Source organism: Nigerium sp. (assembly GCF_039811905.1).
Lineage (GTDB): Bacteria > Actinomycetota > Actinomycetes > Propionibacteriales > Propionibacteriaceae > Propioniciclava.
Genome location: NZ_JBDHZL010000064.1, coordinates 1 through 14800, shown reverse-complemented (window position 1 = coordinate 14800; position 14800 = coordinate 1). Strand labels below are relative to the sequence as shown.

At 72.9% G+C, this 14800-nt stretch carries 18 protein-coding genes and 1 riboswitch; of the genes, 3 read left to right on the top strand and 15 right to left on the bottom strand.

Translation table 11 applies throughout. From position 1 onward, the window contains the following. The 6 genes from WMJ97_RS10700 to infC all read right to left on the bottom strand — a co-directional run. On the bottom strand, nt 1-243 hold a 243-nt coding region (locus WMJ97_RS10700; protein ID WP_347348980.1), incomplete at its 3' end, for a hypothetical protein. Beyond that, nucleotides 240-1349, bottom strand: coding sequence for a phenylalanine--tRNA ligase subunit alpha (gene pheS, locus WMJ97_RS10695; RefSeq protein ID WP_347348979.1), 1110 nt, complete (start codon nt 1347-1349; stop codon nt 240-242). The genes pheS and WMJ97_RS10700, both read right to left, overlap by 4 nt. Nucleotides 1350-1393: 44 nt before the next feature. Continuing rightward, on the bottom strand, nt 1394-2371 hold the full coding sequence (locus WMJ97_RS10690; RefSeq protein ID WP_347348978.1) for an RNA methyltransferase: 978 nt from the start codon (nt 2369-2371) through the stop codon (nt 1394-1396). Nucleotides 2372-2496: 125 nt separating this feature from the next. After that, nucleotides 2497-2862 (bottom strand): 50S ribosomal protein L20, encoded by a 366-nt coding sequence (rplT, locus tag WMJ97_RS10685; protein WP_347348977.1) that lies wholly within the window; start codon nt 2860-2862, stop codon nt 2497-2499. A gap of 37 nt (nt 2863-2899) precedes the next feature. Next, nucleotides 2900-3103, bottom strand: a complete 204-nt coding sequence (gene rpmI / locus WMJ97_RS10680) for a 50S ribosomal protein L35 (RefSeq protein WP_347348976.1) — start codon at nt 3101-3103, stop codon at nt 2900-2902. Nucleotides 3104-3144: 41 nt separating this feature from the next. Continuing rightward, nucleotides 3145-3882: a translation initiation factor IF-3 gene (infC, locus tag WMJ97_RS10675; RefSeq protein WP_347348982.1), complete on the bottom strand. Its 738-nt coding sequence runs from the start codon at nt 3880-3882 to the stop codon at nt 3145-3147. A 210-nt stretch (nt 3883-4092) separates the two neighbouring features. On the opposite strand from infC, the gene mgrA reads away from it, so the two are divergent. Further along, nucleotides 4093-5133: an L-glyceraldehyde 3-phosphate reductase gene (mgrA, locus tag WMJ97_RS10670; protein ID WP_347348975.1), complete on the top strand. Its 1041-nt coding sequence runs from the start codon at nt 4093-4095 to the stop codon at nt 5131-5133. On the opposite strand, the gene WMJ97_RS10665 is transcribed toward mgrA, so the two are convergent. Beyond that, on the bottom strand, nt 5130-5666 hold the full coding sequence (locus tag WMJ97_RS10665; RefSeq protein ID WP_347348974.1) for an SseB family protein: 537 nt from the start codon (nt 5664-5666) through the stop codon (nt 5130-5132). The two genes, mgrA and WMJ97_RS10665, sit on opposite strands and share 4 nt — an antisense overlap. Nucleotides 5667-5805: 139 nt before the next feature. On the opposite strand from WMJ97_RS10665, the gene WMJ97_RS10660 reads away from it, so the two are divergent. Next, on the top strand, nt 5806-6267 hold the full coding sequence (locus WMJ97_RS10660; RefSeq protein ID WP_347348973.1) for a hypothetical protein: 462 nt from the start codon (nt 5806-5808) through the stop codon (nt 6265-6267). A 58-nt stretch (nt 6268-6325) separates the two neighbouring features. Here WMJ97_RS10660 and WMJ97_RS10655 read toward each other — a convergent pair whose 3' ends face one another. From WMJ97_RS10655 to WMJ97_RS10645, 3 genes are read right to left on the bottom strand one after another with little or no spacing between them, the layout of a single operon-like run. Next, a complete protein-coding gene (locus WMJ97_RS10655) occupies nt 6326-6793 on the bottom strand; it encodes a PH domain-containing protein (protein ID WP_347348972.1) in 468 nt (155 codons plus the stop codon). Further along, the gene (gene hisG / locus WMJ97_RS10650) at nt 6781-7626 is read right to left on the bottom strand and encodes an ATP phosphoribosyltransferase (protein ID WP_347348981.1); all 846 of its coding nucleotides are present in this window, start codon (nt 7624-7626) and stop codon (nt 6781-6783) included. The genes WMJ97_RS10655 and hisG overlap by 13 nt, the downstream gene beginning before the upstream one ends. A gap of 39 nt (nt 7627-7665) precedes the next feature. Further along, nucleotides 7666-7929 (bottom strand): phosphoribosyl-ATP diphosphatase, encoded by a 264-nt coding sequence (locus WMJ97_RS10645; protein ID WP_347348971.1) that lies wholly within the window; start codon nt 7927-7929, stop codon nt 7666-7668. Between the two features lie 158 nt (nt 7930-8087). Between WMJ97_RS10645 and xylB the strand changes: the two genes are divergently transcribed. After that, nucleotides 8088-9527 (top strand): xylulokinase, encoded by a 1440-nt coding sequence (gene xylB / locus WMJ97_RS10640; protein ID WP_347348970.1) that lies wholly within the window; start codon nt 8088-8090, stop codon nt 9525-9527. Between the two features lie 24 nt (nt 9528-9551). Here the strand turns inward: xylB and ribH are convergent, their stop codons facing one another. The 5 genes from ribH to mshC all read right to left on the bottom strand — a co-directional run bounded on the left by ribH (nt 9552) and on the right by mshC (nt 14643). Beyond that, on the bottom strand, nt 9552-10022 hold the full coding sequence (ribH, locus tag WMJ97_RS10635; protein ID WP_347348969.1) for a 6,7-dimethyl-8-ribityllumazine synthase: 471 nt from the start codon (nt 10020-10022) through the stop codon (nt 9552-9554). A gap of 1 nt (nt 10023) precedes the next feature. Beyond that, the gene (gene ribB, locus WMJ97_RS10630; RefSeq protein WP_347348968.1) at nt 10024-11310 is read right to left on the bottom strand and encodes a 3,4-dihydroxy-2-butanone-4-phosphate synthase; all 1287 of its coding nucleotides are present in this window, start codon (nt 11308-11310) and stop codon (nt 10024-10026) included. Beyond that, complete coding sequence (locus tag WMJ97_RS10625) at nt 11307-11912, bottom strand: riboflavin synthase (RefSeq protein ID WP_347348967.1); 606 nt, start codon at nt 11910-11912, stop codon at nt 11307-11309. Before WMJ97_RS10625 ends, ribB begins: the two co-directional genes overlap by 4 nt. A 5-nt stretch (nt 11913-11917) precedes the next feature. Further along, entirely contained in the window at nt 11918-13027 is a 1110-nt protein-coding gene (ribD, locus tag WMJ97_RS10620) for a bifunctional diaminohydroxyphosphoribosylaminopyrimidine deaminase/5-amino-6-(5-phosphoribosylamino)uracil reductase RibD (RefSeq protein WP_347348966.1), read from the bottom strand. A 113-nt stretch (nt 13028-13140) separates the two neighbouring features. Continuing rightward, a riboswitch (FMN riboswitch) is annotated at nt 13141-13267 on the bottom strand. A 137-nt stretch (nt 13268-13404) separates the two neighbouring features. Next, nucleotides 13405-14643, bottom strand: coding sequence for a cysteine--1-D-myo-inosityl 2-amino-2-deoxy-alpha-D-glucopyranoside ligase (mshC, locus tag WMJ97_RS10615; protein WP_347348965.1), 1239 nt, complete (start codon nt 14641-14643; stop codon nt 13405-13407). Nucleotides 14644-14800: the final 157 nt, after the last annotated feature.

The following is a 14800-nucleotide window of genomic DNA, read 5'->3' as shown; positions in this document are numbered from 1 at the left end:
CTCGGGGGCGTGCTCGGGGCCGACGTCGACGTGACACCACCGGATCGTCTTGCCGTTCTTCTGCGGCGTGCCGACGAAGTCGAGCACCCGCCCGACGACCAGCGGCCCGGAGATCTCGCCCCCGACCTGCTCGACGCTTTCCACCTCGAGCCCGGCGCCGATCAGCGCCTCGGCCAGGTCGCGTCCGGACAGGTCGGCGGGCAGGGCCGCGTACTCGGTGAGCCAGCTCAGCGGCGCCCTCATCGCGCCTCCCCCTTCAACGAACGGCTGAATCGGATGTCGCCCTCGACCATGTCGCGCATGTCCTCGGCGTTGTTGCGGAACATCAGCGTCCGCTCGATGCCCATGCCGAACGCGAAGCCGGAGTAGACGTCCGGGTCGACGCCGGCCGCGCGCAGCACCCGCGGGTTCACGACGCCGCAGCCGCCCCACTCGATCCAGCCCTCCGACCGGCAGGTCTTGCAGGGGGCGTCCGGGTTGCCGACGGACGCCCCGTGGCAGACGAAGCACTCCAGGTCGATCTCGGCGCTGGGCTCGGTGAACGGGAAGTAGTTCGGACGCATCCGCGTCCGGATGTCGCCGAACATCGCCCGGGCCAGGTGGTCGAGCGTGCCCTTCAGGTGCGCCATCGTGATGCCCTTGTCGACGCACAGGCCCTCGATCTGGTGGAAGACCGGCACGTGCGTCGCGTCGAACTCGTCGGCGCGGTACACCTTGCCAGGGCACACGACGTACACGGGCAGTTCCCGGTCGAGCAGCGACCGGATCTGCACCGGCGACGTGTGCGGCCGCAGCAGCACGTGGTGGTCGGCCGGATCGAGGTAGATCGTGTCGGTCTCGCCGCGCGCCGGGTGGTCGGCCGGCATGTTCAGCGCATCGAACGTCAGCCACTCCGACTCGGACTCGGGGCCCTCGGCGACCTCCCAGCCCATCGCCACGAAGACGTCGGCCATGAGGTCCATCAGACCGGTGATCGGGTGGATCGCGCCCTGCGGGTGCGCCAGCGTCGGCAGCGTGACGTCGACGGCCTCGGCCGCCAGCGTCCGCTCCAGTTCGGCCGCCTCCACCTGCGCCTGCCGCTTCGCCAGCGCGGCGTTCACGCGCCCGCGCGCGGCGCCCATGCGGCGTCCGGCGTCCTTGCGGGCGGCGGGCGGCAGCGCGCCGATCTCGCGGTTGGCCAGCGCGATCGGCGACTTCTCGCCGGCGTGCGCGAGTCGCGCCGATTTCAGCTCGGCCACCGAGGACGCCTCCGCGAACGCCGCGAGGGCGTCGCTCACCATCTTCTCGACGGACTCCGCATCCAGCGTCGCCACCTGCTTGGGGTCGTAGGGATCGTTCGGCCCGCTCATGGGCTCCTCTTCTTGTGTTCTTGCTGGGGAGGGGTGCAGCCGGCTCAGCCGGCCGCGGGGTCGGCCCCGGGCTCCGCCTGGACGCCCTCGGCTCCGGCCCCCGGCGCGTCGTTCGCGCCGAACGTGGCCAGCTCCGCGGGCGGCGGGACGGACCCGTTGCCGTTGTCGGAGCGCTGCGCGCTCGCGGAGGCGTACAGGCAGATCGCCGCGGCCGTCGCCAGGTTGAGACTCTCGGCCTGACCGTAGATCGGCACCGCGACCGCCTCGTCGGCCAGCTCGAGGCTCTCGTGGGGCAGGCCCCACGCCTCGTTGCCCATGACCCAGGCCGTCGGACGCTCCAGATCGGACGCGATGTCCGTCAGGTCGGTGCCGGCGTCCCCGTCGGTCGCGAGGATCTGCATGCCGGCCGCCCGGCACGCCTCGATGGCCGTCGACAGGTCGGCCCCGGTGACGATCGGCAGGTGGAAGATGCTGCCCACGGACGCGCGCACCGTCTTGGGGTTGTAGACGTCCACCGAATCCGAACTGAGGATGACCGCGTCGGCGCCGAAGGCGTCCGCGCAGCGAATCACCGTACCCGCGTTGCCGGGGTCGCGGATCTGCGCGCAGATCACGACCAACGACACGTCCTTGCGGCGGTGCTTCTTCTTCTCCTTCGCCGGATTCTTCCGCTTCGTCCCCATGAGATCCGACAGCGTGATGTCGATGTTGGACGCCACGGCGATCGCCCCCTGCGGGGTGACGGTGTCGCTCAGCGTCGCCAGGTTCTGCTCGCTGACGCCGTACACCGGGACGCCGGCCGCGCGGCCGAGGCTCAGCAGGTCGAGATGCTCGCGGACGTTCGCCCAGCGCAGGAAGAGCGCCTCGACCACGCCGGGCGACTTGAGCGCCTCGCGGACCGCCTGCGGGCCCTCGACGATGAACTTGCCGAGGGACTTGCGATCCTTCCGGCGCACCAGCCGCCTGGCCTCGCGCAGGGTCGCCTGCGTCGGCTCCTCGAGCTGGATCCGTTCTTCCGTCATCGCTCCTCCTTGCTCAACATGCCCACCCTGCCACAGCCGGGTGAGCAGCGGGTGAACGCCCGCCTCCGACGCGAACGCGGCGCCACCCCGGGCAACCGGGGTGCGCCGCGGGCGTTGTCGTGTGCTCAGGCAGCGGCCGAGACGCTGGCCTTGGCCACCTCGACCAGGGCGGCGAACGCCTTCGGGTCGGAGACGGCCAGCTCGGCCAGCATCTTGCGGTCGACCTCAACGCCGGCGGCCTTGAGGCCCGAGATAAATCGGTTGTACGTCATGCCCTCGGCGCGGGCAGCCGCGTTGATCCGCTGGATCCACAGCGAACGGAAGTCGCCCTTGCGGTCCTTCCGGTGCGCGTAGCTGTAGGTGTAGCTGTGGAGCAGCTGCTCCTTCGCCTTGCGGTACAGCCGCGACCGCTGACCCCGGTAGCCGGACGCCTGGTCCAGCACCTCACGACGCTTCTTCTGCGCGTTCACCGCGCGCTTCACGCGTGCCATCTCTCGTTACTCCTTGCTTCGTGTGTTCGTCGGGGCGTCAGCGCGCGCGCTTGCCCAGCAGCTTCTTCGCGTTCTTCAGATCGGGGCCGGCGACCTCGACATCGACGCTCAGCCGGCGGGTGCGCCGGGTGGGCTTGTGCTCGTTGAGGTGTCGCTTGCCGGCCTGCTGGCGCATCAGCTTGCCGCTGCCGGTCACCTTGAACCGCTTCTTGGCACCGGAGTGCGTCTTCATCTTCGGCATCCGCCGTCTCACTTTCTCTTCGTTAGGACCCGGCTTGAGGCCTACAGGTCGATGTCGGGATCCATGTTGTCGGCCGGACCCCGGCGCTTCTTCGGTTGGCTCTGGCGGGCGCTGCGGAGCTCGGCGAGCTCACGCTCCTCCGCCTCGTTCTCCGCCGCACGGCTCGCGGCCCGCGTCGCCTTGGCGGCGCGCTGCTCGGCGCGCGCCTCGGACTTCTTGCGCGTCGGCGCGACGACCATGAGCATGTTGCGGCCGTCCTGCCGCGGCTGGGACTCGATGAAGCCGTCCTCGGCGATGTCGTCGGCCAGCCGCCTGAGCAGGTTGAACCCGAGCTCGGGGCGGCTCTGCTCCCGGCCTCGGAACATGATCGTGATCTTGACCTTGTCGCCGGCCTTCAGGAAGCGGACGACGTGGCCCTTCTTGGTCTCGTAGTCGTGCTCGTCGATCTTCGGCCGGAGCTTCATCTCCTTGATGACCGTGTTCGACTGGTTGCGCCGGCTTTCGCGAGCCTTCTGGGCGGCCTCGTACTTGTACTTGCCGTAATCCATGAGCTTCGCTACCGGCGGACGGGCCTGCGGGGCCACCTCGACGAGGTCGAGGTCGGCTTCGCGGGCCAAGCGCAGCGCGTCATCGATGCGCACGATGCCCACCTGCTCGCCGTTGGGGCCGACGAGCCGGACTTCGTTCACATGGATGCGTTCGTTGATGCGCGGTTCCGTGCTGATGAGTTCCTCCCAGTGTCGATCTTGGCCCGCCCACGAAAAAGGGCTCCCGTGCACACGGAAGCCCAAGCCGACGGCGCTCACCCCGACGCTGGTCGGGGGCACCTGGGTGACCCTTCGGCCGGGGGCCGAGGAGGGTGGGAGCTTGGCGTTCTCCGCTTGCACGATCGCACCCGTTGGGTGGACGAACCCCAGCATTGTAGCGTGGCAACGACGGCGGGGCCAACCGCGCCCGTCTCTCCGACCACTCCCTGAGGAGGACAAACAATGCCGCTCATCGACGAATACGTGCCCGACGCGGGCCGCTACGACGGACGCATGCCGTACCGCCGGGTCGGCCGCTCCGGACTCCTGCTGCCGGCGATCTCGCTCGGCCTGTGGCACAACTTCGGCGACGACGTCCCGTTCGCGACCCAGCGTGCCACGTTGCGCCGCGCGTTCGACCTCGGCATCACCCACTTCGACCTGGCCAACAACTACGGGCCCCCGTACGGCTCCGCCGAGACGAACTTCGGACGCCACCTGCGCGAAGACTTCGGCCGCTACCGCGACCAGCTCGTCATCTCGAGCAAGGCCGGCTGGGACTTCTGGCCCGGCCCGTACGGCGACCTCGGCTCGCGGAAGTACCTCGTCGGCTCCCTGGACGCCTCGCTGGAGCGCATGGGGCTCGACTACGTCGACATCTTCTACCACCACCACTACGACCCCGACACCCCGCTGGAGGAGACGCTCGGGGCGCTGGACTACATCGTCCGGTCGGGCCGCGCCCGCTACGTCGGCGTCTCGTCGTACTCCGGCGAGCGCACGCGGGAGGCCGTCCGCATCCTGCACGAGCTCGGGACGCCGCTGCTGATCCATCAGCCGTCGTACTCCATGCTGAACCGCTGGGTCGAGAAGGAGCTTCTCGACGTGGTCGGGGACGCCGGCGTCGGCCTGATCGCGTTCTCCCCGCTCGCGCAGGGCATGCTGACGAACAAGTACCTCCACGGCATCCCCGAGGGGTCGCGGGCCTCGCAGGGCAAGTCCCTGTCGGAGAGCCTGCTCACCGAGGAGAACCTCGGGCACATCCGGGCGCTGAACGACCTGGCGTCCGAGCGCGGCCAGACGCTCGCGCAGATGGCGATCGCGTGGGTGCTGCGGGACGCCCGGGTCACGTCCGCGCTGATCGGCGCGTCCAGCGTGCAACAACTCGAGGACAGCGTGGGCGCGGTGCAGCACCTCGACTTCACCGACGACGAGCTCGCCCACATCGACGAGCACGCGGTCGAGGGCGGCGTGAACCTCTGGTCGAAGGTGGACTCGGCTTAGCGCCCGGCCTCGTCGGCGTCCGGACGACCGCCGGACGCCTGATCGACGAACACCCACCCGAACTCGCCCGGGGACAGCTCGACCAGTCGATGCCCCTGGGCGAGTTCTTTGATCAGGGCGTGCTCGATGACGAGCGGGTGCGGCCCCTCGAGGTCGACGAGCACCGCCATGGACGCCGTCTCCTCCGCCGTCGCCGCGACGTCGTCGAGCGTGCACGCCACCGGACGCGCCGTCGGCTGCCAGGCCGTCAGGGCGTCCATGCCGGTGAACACGCAGACCGCCTTCGCGCCGTTGGCCGCCTGCACCTGGACGGCCGCCATCTCGGCGTGCCGGTCGGGGTCGGGCCCGTCACCGCCCTCGTCGCCGGTGGCGACGATCGGCAGCAGCAGGCGCGCGGCGCACAGGGCGGCGACCGCGCGCAGGTAGGGCTCGTTGCCCCCCGAGTAGGCGGACGCCAGCGTGGCGCGCAGCGCGGGGTCGGCCTCCCCGTGGTCGTCGGCGAAGGCGGATGACTGCTGACCCAGGCTCCTCATGGCTCCACCGTACGGGGGACGCCGCGGGTCGCGGCAAGTCGGCGGGCGGGCGTCCGGACGGCCTGCGGAGCCCCCAGAGCGCCACGAAACCCGCGAGCCCGCTTCCGAAGACCCCCGTCGGCGTGCCATCTTGTGACCCATGGACCCGAACTTGCTGCAGCTTCTCGTCTGCGCCGGCCTGACCCTGTTGGGCCTCATCATCACCGCGCTGCTCTGGCCCCGTGCCCGGTGGCGCACCGTCATCTTCTGGCTCGGGCTGTCGCTGCTCCCCATCGCGGTGTACCTCGTCGGGCTGCTGCCCACGCTGGTCGACCTGTGGAACACTCTCGCGCTGTGGTACCAGGGCCTCACCTGGACGATGCTGGCCATGGCGGGCGCCGCGATCGGCGGGCTCGGCGTCCTGCTGATGATCATCAGCCGGCTGCTGCCGCACAAGCCGCGGGCGAAGAAGACGCCGGCGGCGTCCGACTCGCAGGTGGCCCGTCAGCGTCCGGACTACGGCAGCTCGCCGCAGGGGGCGTCCACCTCCAGCTCGACCGGCGCCACGTCGGCCGACGACCCCGAGGTCACCGAGATCCTCAAGCGCCGCGGCATCGACTGAGCGGCGGCGTCCGGCCGGGGCTCGGCCGCGTCCGCCCCGGCCGACCGGAGCCCTCGGCTCACGCCTCCCGCGAGGCGCGATGCAGGGCGCGCAGGTCGGCGACGAGGCCGTCGGCGCGCTCACCGTCGGTGCGCATGATGCCCATGAGCGGCAGCTTCTCGATCGGCTCGTGCAACTCCAGGAACGCCCACGGGTCGCCCGTGAGGTAGCGGACGTGGGCGACGTCGTCCCACGTGCGCGTGTGCGAGCGCAGGCCGTTGCGGAAGCGGAGGCCCGCGGCGTCCGCCCGCACGTACGACAGGCCGACCGCCCAGAGGAAGCACACGATGAACCCCTCGATGAACAGCAGCGTCGCGATCTGAGGGATCGTGAAGAGCGCGCGCACGTGCGGCGGCAGCGCGAACCACCCGAGCAGCGAACCGCCGGTGAGCAGCACCGTCCAGAGGGCGGCGTTGACCAGCACCAGGCGCGGGCGTCCGAGCACCGCCCCGTCGGGCGTCCGGGTCGAGAACATCACAGCCGGCACGCCGCGATCTCGGTGACGAGGATGCCTTCGGCCCCCACGTCCCACAGCCGATCCATGATCGTCGCCGACTCCTTCGCCGGGATCATCGCGCGCACCGCCAGCCAGCCCTCGCGGTGCAGCGGGGAGAGGGTCGGGCTCTCGATGCCGGGCGTGATCGCGCACGCCGCGTCCAGATTCGCCTCGGAGACGTTGTAGTCGATCATCCGGTAGCTGCGGGCCGTCATGACGCCCTGCAGACGGCGCTGCAGCAGGTCGAGCCCGGCGGGCGCCTCGACGCCGGTCGGCTGGATCAGCACCGCCTCGGAGATGAGGATCGGGTCGCCGAAGACGTCGAGCCCCGCGCGCTTCAGGGTCGAGCCGGTCTCGACCACGTCGGCGATCGCGTCGGCGACGCCCAGCCGGACCGCGCTCTCCACCGCCCCGTCGAGCCTGATCAGCCGCGCCTCGACCCCCTGCTCGGCGAGGTACTTGCCCAGCAGGCCGGGGAACGAGGTGGCCAGGCGACGGCCCTGCAGGTCAGCGACCGTCCAGCCGGACCCGCCCGGGGCCGCGAACCGGAACTTCGTGCCGCCGAAACCCAACTGCATGATCTCGGACGCCTGTGCGCCCGAGTCGATGAGCAGGTCGCGGCCGGTCACGCCGAGGTCGAGGGTGCGCTCCCCCACGTAGACCGCGATGTCGCGCGGACGCAGGTAGTAGAACTCGACGCCGTTGGCCTCGTCGAGCAGGACGAGATCCTTGGAGTCGGTGCGCTGCTTGTACCCCGCCTCGCGGAGCATCTCGGTGGTGGCCTCCGCCAGCGAGCCCTTGTTGGGCACGGCGATGCGGAGCAAAGGGCGATCGGTAGTCACGCGTCGAGACTAGCGAGCGGGTCAGAGATAGCGGTAAACGTCGTCGAGCGTGAGCCCCTTCGCGATCATCAGGACCTGCACGTGGTACAGCAGTTGCGAGATCTCCTCGGACGCCTCGGCGTCCGACTCGTACTCGGCGGCCATCCACACCTCCGCGGCCTCCTCCACGATCTTCTTGCCGATCGCGTGGACGCCGGCGTCCAACTCGCGGACCGTCCCCGACCCCTCGGGGCGGCTGGCGGCCTTGTCGGTGAGCTCGGCGAACAGTTCCTCGAACGTCTTCACGGGCGGGCAGTCTACTCGGACGCCGCGCGGCCGCTCGCCGCCCGGGCTGGACCCGGGATGGGGCTCGCCCTCTAAGGTGGGGGCGACCCGTCGGCCGGCGAGGGCGCCGGCCGCCCGCGGACGCGGTGAGGCGTCCGCCCCGAACCGAAGGAGCGAACGTGGTGTTGGTCGCAGGGGTCGATTCCTCGACCCAGTCGTGCAAGGTCGTGATCGTGGACGCCGAGACCGGGGCGATCGTCCGGGAGGGCGCGGCGGCGCACCCCGACGGCACCGAGTGCCACCCGGACGCCTGGTGGGCCGCCTTTCAGGCAGCCGCCGAGGCCGCGGGCGGCCTGGGCGACGTGGCCGCGATCAGCGTCGGCGGGCAGCAGCACGGCATGGTGCTCCTGGACGCCGCCGGCGACGTCGTCCGGCCGGCGCAGCTGTGGAACGACACGAAGTCGGCGCAGGCGGCGTCCGACCTGACCGACGAGCTGGGGAGCGCCTACTGGGCGTCCGCGACAGGGCTCGCGCTCGTGGCGTCCTTCACGATCACGAAGCTGCGCTGGGTCGCCGATCACGAGCCGGAGAACGCGGCGCGGATCGCCGCCGTCTGCCTGCCGCACGACTGGCTGACGTGGAAGATCAGGGGCGCGGCGGGCCTGGACGCCCTCGTCACCGACCGGTCGGACGCCTCCGGCACCGGCTACTTCGACGCCGAGTCCGGGCAGTACCGCCGCGACCTGTTCGCCCGCGCGCTGCGCATCGACGAGGACGCCGCCGCGCGGATCGTCCTGCCGCGGGCGCTGGGGCCGGCGGAGTCGGCGGGCATGGGCGACCCGTCGCTGGGGCTCGGCGACGCCCAGGTGGGCCCGGGCTGCGGCGACAACGCGGGCGCGGCCCTCGGGCTGGGCCTCGGCGTGGGCGAGGTGTCGGTGTCGGTCGGCACGTCGGGGGTCGTGGCCGCCGTCTCGGCGACGCCGACGCGCGACCCGTCGGGCGTCGTCGCCGGCTTCGCGGACGCCACCGGGCACTACCTGCCCCTCACGTGCACGATCAACGGCGCCCGCATCCTCGACACGGCGTGCCGGGTGCTCGGCGTCGACCACGACGAGCTGTCGCGCCTCGCGCTGGCCGCAGCGCCGGGCGCGGGAGGCCTGGTCCTCGTGCCGCACCTCGACGGCGAGCGGACGCCGAACCTCCCCGACGCCACCGGCACGCTCACCGGCATGACGTCGACCAACCTGACCCGCGAGAACTACGCCCGGGCGGCCGTCGAGGGCCTGCTGTGCCTGCTGGCCGTGGGGCTGGACGCGCAGCGCGACGAGGGCGTCCGGGTGGCGGGCGTGAAGCTCATCGGCGGCGCGGCCCGCTCGCAGGCCGTGCGCGCCCTGGCGCCCGGCATCTTCGGCGTCGGCGTCGAGACGCCCGAGCCGGCCGAGTACGTGGCGCTCGGCGCCGCGCGGCAGGCGGCCTGGGTGCTGGCCGGCGGCGACGAGCCGCCCGCGTGGTCGGCGGTCGCCGCCAGCGAGTCGGTCGAGGGCGCCAAGCAGCCCGAGCTGCGCGACCGCTACGACGCCGTCGCCGCGCGGCTGGCGGACTGGGGACGCCCGGGCTGACCCCGCCCGCAGCCCCCCCGGCGATCAGCCCGCGACCGCGCGCAGCGCCTGCACGGTCGCCACGGCCGCGGTGGCGGCCTCGAACCCCTTGTCCTCCGTCGAGAACGGGAGGCCGGCGCGGTCGAGGGCCTGCTGGACGTCGTCGCACGTGAGGACGCCGAACCCGATCGGCACCCGCGTCCGGACCGCGACCTCCGTGAGGCCGTGCGTGGCCGCGTCGCAGACGTAGTCGAAGTGCGGCGTCCCGCCGCGGATGACGACGCCGAGCGCGACGACGGCGTCGAACCGCTCGGCGAGCGTCGCGCAGGCGACGGGCAGCTCGAACGTCCCCGGGACGCGCACGAGCGGGGCGTCGACGACGCCCGCGGCGTCCAACCCCCGCCGGGCGCCCGCGATGAGTCCGCTCATCACCGTGTCGTGCCAGGACGCCGCGACGATCGCGACGCGAAGCCCGCGTCCGTCGGCGGTGAGGGTGGGGCTGCCGGATCCGGCCATATCAGTGCTCCGTTCCTTGGTGGGCGTGGGTGGGCTCGGGCGCCGGCGTCTGGTCGGCCGGGTCGAGCAGCAGCGTGTGCCCGAGCCGGTCGCGCTTGGCGCGCAGGTAGTCGATGTTGAGCGCGGTCGCGTGCGAGCCGGAGGGCAGGACGTCGGCCACGTCCACCCCGGCCTCCGCCAGGCCGTGCACCTTGTCGGGGTTGTTCGTGAGCAGCCGGACGCGCTCGACGCCCGCCGCCCGCAGGATGCCCGCCGCAGCCCCGTACTCCCGGTCGTCGACCGGCAGGCCGAGCTGGAGTTGGGCGTCCACGGTGTCGAGCCCGGTGTCCTGCAGCCGGTAGGCGCGCAGCTTGGCGAGCAGGCCGACGCCGCGTCCCTCGTGGCCGCGCAGGTAGACGATCGCGCCCGGCTCGGCGGCGATGCGGTGGAGGGCGGCGTCCAGCTGCTCGCCGCAGTCGCAGCGCAGCGAGCCGAAGACCTCGCTCGTGACGCACTCGGAGTGGATGCGGACGACCGGGGGCTGCTCGCGCGTCCCGAGGCCCTCGGGGCTGATCAGCAGCAGGTGGTCCGCGCCCGTGAGGCGGTCGTGGTAGCAGACGGTTTCGAACGAGCCGAGGTCCGTGGGCAGCCACGTCCGGGCGCCTTCGACGACCCGCGCGCTGGCCTTTCGCCACTCGATGAGGTCGGCGATCGTGATCACCGGGACGCCGTGCTCGCGGCCCAGCGCGAGCACGGCGGGGGCGCGCATCATGGTCCCGTCGTCGTGGACGAGCTCGGCGATCGCCCCGACCTCCGCCAGCCCCGCGAGCCGGCACAGGTCGACGGCGGCCTCGGTGTGCCCGCCGCGCTCCAGGACGCCGCCGTCGCGCGCCCGCAAGGGCACGACGTGCCCGGGCCTGATCAGGTCGGACGCCTGCGTGTGCGGGTCGGCGAGCGTGCGGATGGTCCGCGTCCGGTCGGCCGCGCTGATGCCCGTGGTCACGCCGGACGCCGCGTCCACCGTGACCGTGTAGGCGGTGCGCAGCGGGTCGGCGTTGGAGGCGACCATGAGCGGCAGGTCGAGCAGGTCGGCGCGCGCGTTCGACAGGGGGGCGCAGACGTAGCCCGAGCTGTGGCGGATCGTCCAGGCGAGCCACTCGGGCGTCAGGGTCTGCGCCGCCAGGACGACGTCGCCCTCGTTCTCGCGGTCGGCGTCGTCAAGCACGAGCACGGGCAGGCCGGCGCGCAGGGCGTCCAGGGCGGCCTCGATGGTCGCGAGGCCGGTGATGGGGGTCGCGTCGGCGGTCATGACAGGACCTCCTCGGCCGGGGCGAGCAGGCGCTCGACGTACTTGGCGAGCACGTCGACCTCCAGGTTCACCGGGTCGCCCACGCGGGCCGAGCCGAGGGTCGTGAGGGCGAGCGTGGTGGGGATCAGCGACACCGTGAAGCGGCCCGGCGCGACGGACGCGACCGTCAGCGAGATGCCGTCCACGGCGATCGAGCCCTTCTCGACGACGTAGCGGGCGACGGCGTCCGGGAGGGCGATCGTGACGACCTCCCAGTGGTCGCCGGGCTCGCGCGCGACGATCTCGCCGGTGGCGTCCACGTGCCCCTGGACGATGTGGCCGCCGAGGCGTCCGGACGCGGCCATCGCCCGTTCGAGGTTCACCCGCGACCCGGGTCGCAGCGCCCCCAGGCTGCTGCGACGCAGCGTCTCGGCCATGACGTCGACGGAGAACGACTCGTCGTCGTGGTCGACGACCGTGAGGCAGACCCCGTTGACCGCGATGGACGCCCCGGGCGTCGCGTCGGTCAGCACCTGGGGCCCGCGGACCCGTAGGACCGCCGACTCGCGGCCGAGGGTGAGGGACTCGACGGTGCCGAGCTCCTCGATGATGCCGGTGAACATGCTGGTCACTCCTTGGTTGGGTGGATGGTGGCGGTCACGCGGACGTCGTCGTCGAGCACGGTGACGTCCGTGGTGGTCAGGCGGAAGGCGGCGCCGATGGTGCCGATGCCGAGGGGCCCCACGACGGACGCCCCGGCGCCCAGCAGGGTGGGCGCGAGGTAGGCGACGACCTCGTCCACGAGGCCGGCGCGCAGGAACGCGGCCGCGAGCGTCGGGCCGCCCTCCAGCAGCGCGTGATGGACGCCGTCCCGCCCGAGTTCGGCGGCGACGGCGGCCACGTCGTGCGTGGCGAACACCCTGGTCGGGGCGGCGTCGTCGAGCACCCGGGCCCCGGCAGGGACCGGCCGCTCCCCCACGATCACGCGCAGCGGCTGGCGCGACGGCGCGGCGTCCCCGCGGACGGTGAGGTGGGGGTCGTCGGCGAGCACCGTGCCCGTGCCGGTGACGATCGCCCCGCACCGGGCCCGCAGCCGGTGCACGTCGGCCCGCGCCGCCCGGCCCGTGATCCACTGTGACGTCCCGTCGGCGGCCGCGGCGCGGCCGTCGAGGGTGCCGGCGAACTTCCAGGTGACGAACGGACGCCCCGTGCGCACCCGGTGCAGCCAGGTGCGGTTCAGCGCGGCCGCCTCCTCGGCCAGGACGCCGCCGGTCACGTCCACGCCGGCGGCGCGCAGGTGCTGAGCGCCTCCGGCGGCGACGGGGTTCGGGTCGGGCAGGGCGTAGACGACGCGGGCGACGCCGGCGGTGAGGAGGGCCGCGGAGCACGGGGGTGTGCGTCCGGTGTGGTTGCAGGGCTCCAGGGAGACGTAGGTAGTGGCGCCCCGGGCGGCGTCGCCGGCGGCCAACAGCGCGGCGGCCTCAGCGTGCGGCGTCCCGGAGCCGCGGTGGAAGCCCTCGCCGACGAGATGGCCGTCGCGGCCGACGATCACCGCGCCCACCAGGGGGTTCGGGTCCGCGACCGGGCCCTCGGCCGCGAGCGCGAGCGCCCGCCGCAGGTGCCGGACATCGTCGGGGGTCACGTGCGCCTCGGGGGCGACCCGCGGGCCGGGGGCACCCGAACCGGACGCGGACGCCACGCGGTCACCGGGCCCGTACCCCTCGCCGGATCGCTCCATCTCACCCCTCCTGCTCGCCGTTCGGCGGCTCCGGGGTTGAAAAAGGGGGGGTGCGCGTCGCGCCGCGGACGCGCGGCGGCGTCCCACGGCCGGGGCACGGCGCTGCCGGGCCCCACGTGCGCCTCCCCTCCGGACTTTCACCGTCGGCCCTGGAATTCCACCAGGTCAGCCGGGCGCCGAGGCGCCCGGGTCGCGGACTGTCACCGCCGGTTCGGAATTACACCGACCCCGGAACACGTATGGGCGCAGTATTTCACCGATCCCGCACGGAGGTGCCGAATGCCGGGAACCGGACGCCGACGGCGCCCGGGGGTGGCGTCCCGAGCGCGGGGTCCCGGAGACGGCCGGAACGCGGAGGCGCCCGAACGGCGCCGGCCTCAGAGCCGGACGCCCAGCAGGGCGTCGATCGCGCCTTGGAACGTGCGCGGGCCCTCGGTGTCGTCGCCGTCGATGTCGGACGCCGCCGCGACCCACTGGTCCACGGCCGCCAGGGCGGCCGGGGCGTCCAGGTCGTTCGCGAGCGCCGCGCGCAGGTCGGTCACGAGCGAGGTCGCGGGGATCGTCGCCGTCTCGTTGCGCAGGCCGCGCCAGGCGGCGAGGCGCCGCTCGGCCTCGTCGAGGTCGGCGTCGGTGTACTCCCAGTCGGAGCGGTAGTGGTGGGCGAGCAGCACGAGCCGGATCGCCATCGGGTCGCGCCCCGCCTCGCGCAGCTTCGACACCAGGACCAGGTTGCCCTTGCTCTTGCTCATCTTCTCGCCGTCGTAGCCGACCATGCCGGCGTGGACGTAGGCCTGCGCGAAGGGCTGCCCCGTCGCCGCGGTGGCCTCGGCGGCGCTCATCTCGTGGTGCGGGAACACCAGGTCGGAGCCGCCACCCTGGACGTCGAACCCCTCCCCGAGGTGCTGCAGCGCGATGGCCGCGCACTCGATGTGCCACCCCGGACGCCCGCGCCCCAGCCGGGAGTCCCACGACGGCTCCCCGTCGCGGGCGAGCCGCCACACCAGGCAGTCGAGCGGGTCGCGCTTGCCCGGACGGTCGGGGTCGCCGCCGCGTTCACCGAAGATCGCGAGGGCGGCCTCGGCGTCCAGGTGCGACTCGGAGCCGAAGCCCGGCGCGGCCGCCGAGTTGAAGTACCAGTCGGGGAACTCCTCGTCGTCCACCTGGTAGATCAGGCCGGTCGGCATCAGCCGCTCGATCAGCTCGACGACAAGGGGAATCGACTCGACGGCCCCCACGTAGTCGCGGGGCGGCAGGACGTTCAGCGCCGTCATATCGGTCCGGAACAGCTCGGTCTGCTCCTCGGCCAGCGCCCGCCAGTCGACGCCGGTGGCGTCGGCGCGCTCGAGCAGCGGGTCGTCGACGTCGGTGACGTTCTGCGTGTAGTGGACGCCGAGCCCGGCGTCCAGCCAGGCCCGCTGCAGCAGGTCGAACGCGACGTAGGTGTTCGCGTGCCCGAGGTGCGTCGCGTCGTAGGGCGTGATGCCGCAGACGTAGAGGCGCGCGTCGCCGGCCTCCGGGCCGACCTCGACGAGGCCCTGGGCCGCGGTGTCGTGCACGCGCGGACGGGGGGCCCGTCCGTCCAGCGTCGGGACGTCGGGACGTGGCCAAGCCTGCATGGTTCTCCTCGAATGCGTGCGGGGCTGTCCGGCGCGAGGCGCTCCGCACCGGACCAACCGGCGTCAGCCTAGCCGGGGGCCCCGCCTCCGATCGATCCCGCCCGATGGCCGACCACGCATGGCCGACCGGTGCGGCGTCCGACTGGTGCGGCGTCCG

Coding starts and splice junctions, on each gene's coding strand:
- WMJ97_RS10625 (WP_347348967.1), bottom strand. CDS start 11,912: ATGTTCACCGGCATCATCGAGGAGCTCGGCACCGTCGAGTCCCTCACC.
- mshC (WP_347348965.1), bottom strand. CDS start 14,643: ATGCAGGCTTGGCCACGTCCCGACGTCCCGACGCTGGACGGACGGGCC.
- ribH (WP_347348969.1), bottom strand. CDS start 10,022: ATGGCCGGATCCGGCAGCCCCACCCTCACCGCCGACGGACGCGGGCTT.
- rplT (WP_347348977.1), bottom strand. CDS start 2,862: ATGGCACGCGTGAAGCGCGCGGTGAACGCGCAGAAGAAGCGTCGTGAG.
- WMJ97_RS10690 (WP_347348978.1), bottom strand. CDS start 2,371: ATGACGGAAGAACGGATCCAGCTCGAGGAGCCGACGCAGGCGACCCTG.
- ribB (WP_347348968.1), bottom strand. CDS start 11,310: ATGACCGCCGACGCGACCCCCATCACCGGCCTCGCGACCATCGAGGCC.
- WMJ97_RS10665 (WP_347348974.1), bottom strand. CDS start 5,666: ATGAGGAGCCTGGGTCAGCAGTCATCCGCCTTCGCCGACGACCACGGG.
- rpmI (WP_347348976.1), bottom strand. CDS start 3,103: ATGCCGAAGATGAAGACGCACTCCGGTGCCAAGAAGCGGTTCAAGGTG.
- WMJ97_RS10660 (WP_347348973.1), top strand. CDS start 5,806: ATGGACCCGAACTTGCTGCAGCTTCTCGTCTGCGCCGGCCTGACCCTG.
- ribD (WP_347348966.1), bottom strand. CDS start 13,027: ATGGAGCGATCCGGCGAGGGGTACGGGCCCGGTGACCGCGTGGCGTCC.
- pheS (WP_347348979.1), bottom strand. CDS start 1,349: ATGAGCGGGCCGAACGATCCCTACGACCCCAAGCAGGTGGCGACGCTG.
- mgrA (WP_347348975.1), top strand. CDS start 4,093: ATGCCGCTCATCGACGAATACGTGCCCGACGCGGGCCGCTACGACGGA.